Annotated in this window: 6 protein-coding genes and 2 pseudogenes; all 8 read left to right on the forward strand. The window is 43.8% G+C overall.

Translation table 11 applies throughout. The annotated features are described in order from the left end of the window. Positions 1-114 precede the first annotated feature (114 nt). Positions 115-996: pseudogene (locus H6G96_RS40085) on the forward strand (hypothetical protein); the annotation flags it as partial. 128 nt (positions 997-1,124) lie between these two features. After that, entirely contained in the window at positions 1,125-1,574 is a 450-nt protein-coding gene (locus tag H6G96_RS40090; RefSeq protein ID WP_190920145.1) for a DUF1257 domain-containing protein, read from the forward strand. 2 nt (positions 1,575-1,576) lie between these two features. Next, entirely contained in the window at positions 1,577-1,789 is a 213-nt protein-coding gene (locus tag H6G96_RS40095) for a DUF2997 domain-containing protein (protein ID WP_190920147.1), read from the forward strand. Positions 1,790-1,835: 46 nt separating this feature from the next. Further along, on the forward strand, positions 1,836-2,090 hold the full coding sequence (locus H6G96_RS40100) for a hypothetical protein (protein WP_190920149.1): 255 nt from the start codon (positions 1,836-1,838) through the stop codon (positions 2,088-2,090). After that, entirely contained in the window at positions 2,087-3,709 is a 1,623-nt protein-coding gene (locus H6G96_RS40105; protein WP_190920151.1) for an AAA family ATPase, read from the forward strand. The genes H6G96_RS40100 and H6G96_RS40105 overlap by 4 nt, the downstream gene beginning before the upstream one ends. A gap of 124 nt (positions 3,710-3,833) precedes the next feature. Further along, positions 3,834-4,181 carry a hypothetical protein gene (locus tag H6G96_RS40110; protein WP_190920154.1) on the forward strand — a complete coding sequence of 116 codons (348 nt, stop codon included), beginning with the start codon at positions 3,834-3,836 and terminating at the stop codon, positions 4,179-4,181. Between the two features lie 118 nt (positions 4,182-4,299). Then, positions 4,300-4,398, forward strand: a pseudogene (locus tag H6G96_RS43045) (WGR domain-containing protein); the annotation flags it as partial. A 60-nt stretch (positions 4,399-4,458) separates the two neighbouring features. Beyond that, on the forward strand, positions 4,459-4,752 hold the full coding sequence (locus H6G96_RS43050) for a hypothetical protein (RefSeq protein WP_347242353.1): 294 nt from the start codon (positions 4,459-4,461) through the stop codon (positions 4,750-4,752). Positions 4,753-4,917: the final 165 nt, after the last annotated feature.

Raw genomic sequence — 4,917 nt, forward strand, 5'->3', positions numbered from 1 at the left:
ACCGTCGAACAAAGATTTCTGGGGCACAATGGAAACGAGAAAATGTCCCTCAAGTCCTGGCTCATCGCTCTGCTTATCTCAATGGATTATTGTCAGTTTGAGCCACTTCAAAAACTGAGATGCTCCCATTCTGAAGTTGGTTTGCGTGGTATTAAGGTATTCAAGAAGTTGGATGAAGCTGCTGCCCAATTGAGGCAAGAGATTGCTTCAGTTCAAGAGTGGATGTCTGCTGATACTGGTGATTGGGTTTGTCCGATTGATTTAGCTCCACTTGTTTGGAATCAGTTAATCAATATTAGAGATAATATCGCCCCTGGTTTACGTAATCAATTAAAAGCTGATTACGAAGCGGGACTTCTTGATTACCAAGAGCGTATTGACCAGTTTCTCTCACTTAACACTTGGGAATTAGCACAGGATAAGCAAGAGTCAGTCAAAGCAAACTTGTTAAGAGCATTTCCGACTCTGACCGATCTTGAAGACTATTTACAAGTCGTTATTGGTCGCCCAGTGATTATTCCTGCCCTCTCTGAACAACTCAACCAGCAGCAAGCCGAATGTCTAGACCAGATTACCAAGTTCATCCAACAGTATGACCAAAATTTAGAGCAACGATTAAGGGAATCTGCTTTAGCTGGTGGTGAACAACTCGCCGCCCAGTTGCTTGAAGAGTTGGCTGATTGGGAACCAGGGAGGAAACCCATACAGTTCAAAAGGAAAATGGAGCGTCATCTAATGAAGGTTCAAGTGCTACTGGCAAACGCTTCACCGGAAGCAGGCAGTAGCTTGGAGGCGATGATGACGCACTTAGATTCTATCGTTAACGATCCAGCGATTGAGTCGAAGAATCTGGGTTCAGATACGCGCAGTCAATTGCAGCAAAAAATGCAAGAGATCCGCATCAAGTTGTTAGATGAACAACGCAATCTACAATCACTTGCGACTGACGACGTGGGCTTATCAAAAGCTACGGTCATGTCGTTTAAATTCAGGTAAAAAAATAGTCTTGGGCAAGTGTGCATTCGCTCAAGACTTGATGATGTATTAAAAGTGCAATATTCGCGTTTCAAAACGATATCGCACTTTTACTATTTTTCAAACCAGATGACAAAGGGAATAACATTATGTCGCATTTCTCAACAGTCAAAACCAAATTAAGCAATCACGAGTGTTTGGTGCAAGCTCTCACGGATCTAAACCTATCACCACAAGTTCACCAAACAGCACAATCACTAAAAGGATACTATGGTGGCTCTCAAGGACAAAGTGCTGAAATCATCGTATCTGGTCGCACCATAAAAGCCCGTGCAGACATCGGTTTCAAATGGAACCAGTCAAGCAGCGTGTACGAGGTAATACACGACAGTTATGAAACAGTTCCGAAGCTGGGCAAAGACTTTTTCAGCAATAAACTAATGCTGGCTTATGGTAAGCATTTGGTTCGCGCTAAAGCCGCCGAGTTACAAGAAAGGTTTGGTGAATGTGCGATCGCCGAAGAAACTAGCGGCACTGTGCAAACTCTACGGCTGACTTTTGCCGGACATCAGGAAGTTAAACAATTTGCGCGGAGATAAATATGGAACGTTCAATACTGATTCATTTCGACAGCGCTACAGGTGAAGTTCGTGTGGAGGCTGAGGGCTTTGAGGGGCTAAGTTGTCTTGGAGCTACGCAACCATTTGAATCCGCTTTGGGAGTTGTGAGCGAGAGCGATCGCATCTACAAGGACGAAGCCCAAACCCAACAACTTCGGACAACTTCAACTCACTCTATTCGCTTACGGCAGTAAATCAGGAAAAGGGGAACCGTGACGATTGGGTTCCCCCAAAAAATTTATGTACCTACCTAAAGAGTATCCTTTCATCCACATTTACGCCCAGCAAAAACCACACCAGCCCGTGATCATCAAAGCGAATACTGAAGGGTTGTGTGTGCTGTTGAATGCCATAGTTACTGCAATTGCCTACCAAGAGAACAACGGTACAGCAGAGGTTTTTGACGGCGATGCCGAAGTTTATGAGGTAGTCGTGAGACTTGTTAATACTCACGATGAACTAGCTCCATTACCATATCAAATTGAAAAACAATGAACCTCTCAAATCTTCTCTCCACACTCGATTCACAAATACCCATCGCGGCAGTTGATGTCTTATCTCCCGATGAAGCGACGATTATTCAGTGGCTGACTACGGAGGTATTTAGCAAGCTATCAAGTCCAGTATTCTTCTGGAATCTGGGAGTATCAACTTTGGAGCAATGTTTAATCGCAGCAGATGGAGGATTGGTGTTTAAGCCAGTTGCAGAGTACAAAAGACCACAACACGCTGATCCACTACTATTTGTATTCGACTACATTGCTAACTTTAGCGGAAATGGTGTATTTATCCTCGGAGATATTCACCCCTTTATTGCTAAGAATTCACCCCAATTATCATGGGAGATTTTAAGCAAGGTAAAAAACCTTTACCACAGGTTAAAACCCACAGATAAACGCATTGTCTTGTTGGGTCAGAACATACAATTACACGAATCCTTAGTCAGATTGATTCCTTATTGTGAAGTCCCTTTACCTAGTATTGATCAAATACTTGAGCATATCACTTCTTATTTGCATGACCTACAACAGTCTGCTATTGAACAGGAATTAATTTTCACTGTTACGCTTGAAAATGCTGAATTTGAAACTCTTTCTCGTGCAGCACTGGGTTTAACCCTGGAGGAGATTAGCGACTTCCTTCGGTTAACAGTCAAAGAAAACTTAACTAATGATGGTGTCGTCGTTGACGCTGATTTTATCCCCAAAGCCGTCGAGTACAAAACTCGGTTACTCTCTCAAATGGGTATCGAGTTGGGTAAGCCAGCCAGTATACCCTTCGGCGGTTTGGATCTACTGCGCGAATGGCTGACTCGTCGCCGCCGTCTGTTCACAACTGAGGCACGAAGTCTCTCGTTACCCCAACCAAAAGGTGTATTGCTGGCTGGCCCACCCGGAACAGGAAAATCTCACTGTGCCAAAAACATCGCTAGCATACTCAATCTACCACTTCTGCAACTCGACATTGCGTCCCTTCTAGGTTCACTCGTTGGCGAATCCGAAGGTAATGTTAAACGTGCATTGAAAACAGCATCCGCGATCGCACCTTGTGTCTTGTTTATTGATGAGGTCGAAAAAGCACTTTCAGGTCAGGGCGATACGAGCGGTGTTTCCCAACGCATTCTCGGTACTTTGCTTACCTTCATGGCTGAATGTACAAGCGGCGTATTTATAGTTGCGACCTGCAATGACCCATCAGCACTACCAAGTGAATTCAAGAGGAAGGGAAGGTTTGATGAGGCTTTCTTTGTTGATCTTCCCACAGAGCCAGAGCGTGTACAGATTCTAGGGATTCATCTACAACGCTTTGGCATTCACCTGGAATCGGAGTACCTCGAAGCGATCGCAGCTAATACCGCGAAATTTTCCGGTGCTGAATTGGAGACGCTAGCATCTGAAGCTGCACTGCTGGCATTTGATGAGGGTAGACCGCAGCAGGTAACGCTTGCTGATCTGGAAACCTGTCGTCAAACCATTACCCCGCTTGCAATTCAGGACGCTGCGGCAGTCGAGCGGATGCAGTCCTGGGCATCAACCGCACGACGGGCTAGTAGTCCTGTGGTTGCAGCGAAAACTCAATCTTTACGTGCTGCCAAGTTTCGCAACATGAACTGATGAGAAAGCGATTGCCTTCTGATTCTATGGGGGCGATCGCCATCGGTTCATAACGGGTACACCATCGCTCTTTCTTTTAGTAATTGATAGCAGCTAATTAACATAGTTAATAAGGCGAAGAAACATGACAACAGACTTAGTTACTTATTACAGGCAGACTCCAACCATTGACCAACTGGTTGAGAATTATGGCGCATATTTGGAGAAATTAGACAGAAAAACAAAATTGTTGCTTCGGACGGTGTTAACAAATTATGTATTGATGCGAGAAAGGCATGAGCCGAGCAGTTACACACTAATAGAAGCTTCTAGGGATGCACTTTTTGTCACATTTCTTGGTATGGATACGCCACAACTTTTGGTAGATATTTGCTCACAATTAAATGGATTAACAACACACGAAGCGGAAACAATACTTGAAGCACTACAGCATCAAATTCGATGGGGCAATGCCCGTCAAGCCGTGAATTGACAGGGTAAGAAACATGGAAATCTATTTAGTCTTTGTTGATGCTATCCAGAACAGCAATAAATTCTGGGCGGCCATTGTCGAAGATGGTAATTTAACAGTCCAGTAGGGGCGAGTTGGTTATCAAGCGCAAACCAAAGTTCACCAATTAGTCAGTTATCAAAGAGCCGTTAGCAAATTCAACAATCTGGTAGCAGAAAAGAAAGGCAAAGGCTACAGCGAAAGTCAGCCAGAGATTGATGCTAGCCGCAGTGTTGCAGACATTAGACGAGCTATTCAATTGTTGAATATTATCCGTCCTTGTATTGCTAATAGGATTTTTCACGATGGCTACATTAGCGCCCTAAATGAGTATTTGAAAATTGTGCCTACGCCTTTGGGGATGCAGATAGATTATCACGGAATTTACCGTACTGTTGCAGATGTCGATTATCAAATGGAATTACTCAATTCTCTGTTAGCAACTTCTGCACCACTTGCTGCGGTGGCTGTTGGTCATGCCCCTGAAGTAATTACAGAAACCAAGGTTGTCAGTCTCAAGACTATCAGTAAAAACTTCTGGCGACATTTGTAAACGAATTACCACAAAACTTCTTTAATAGTAGTTTTGTGGTATCCGCTCAATAAATCGGGGTAGTGCAAAAAATAAAAAGTAGATAGATGCACATAGCGCCGTAGAATATATCACATGGCGCAAAAGCAATCTCCAGAAAAACAAGTAGAGGCATTATTGCAAACC

It is taken from the genome of Nostoc sp. FACHB-892, from assembly GCF_014698795.1.
Taxonomy (GTDB): domain Bacteria; phylum Cyanobacteriota; class Cyanobacteriia; order Cyanobacteriales; family Nostocaceae; genus Nostoc.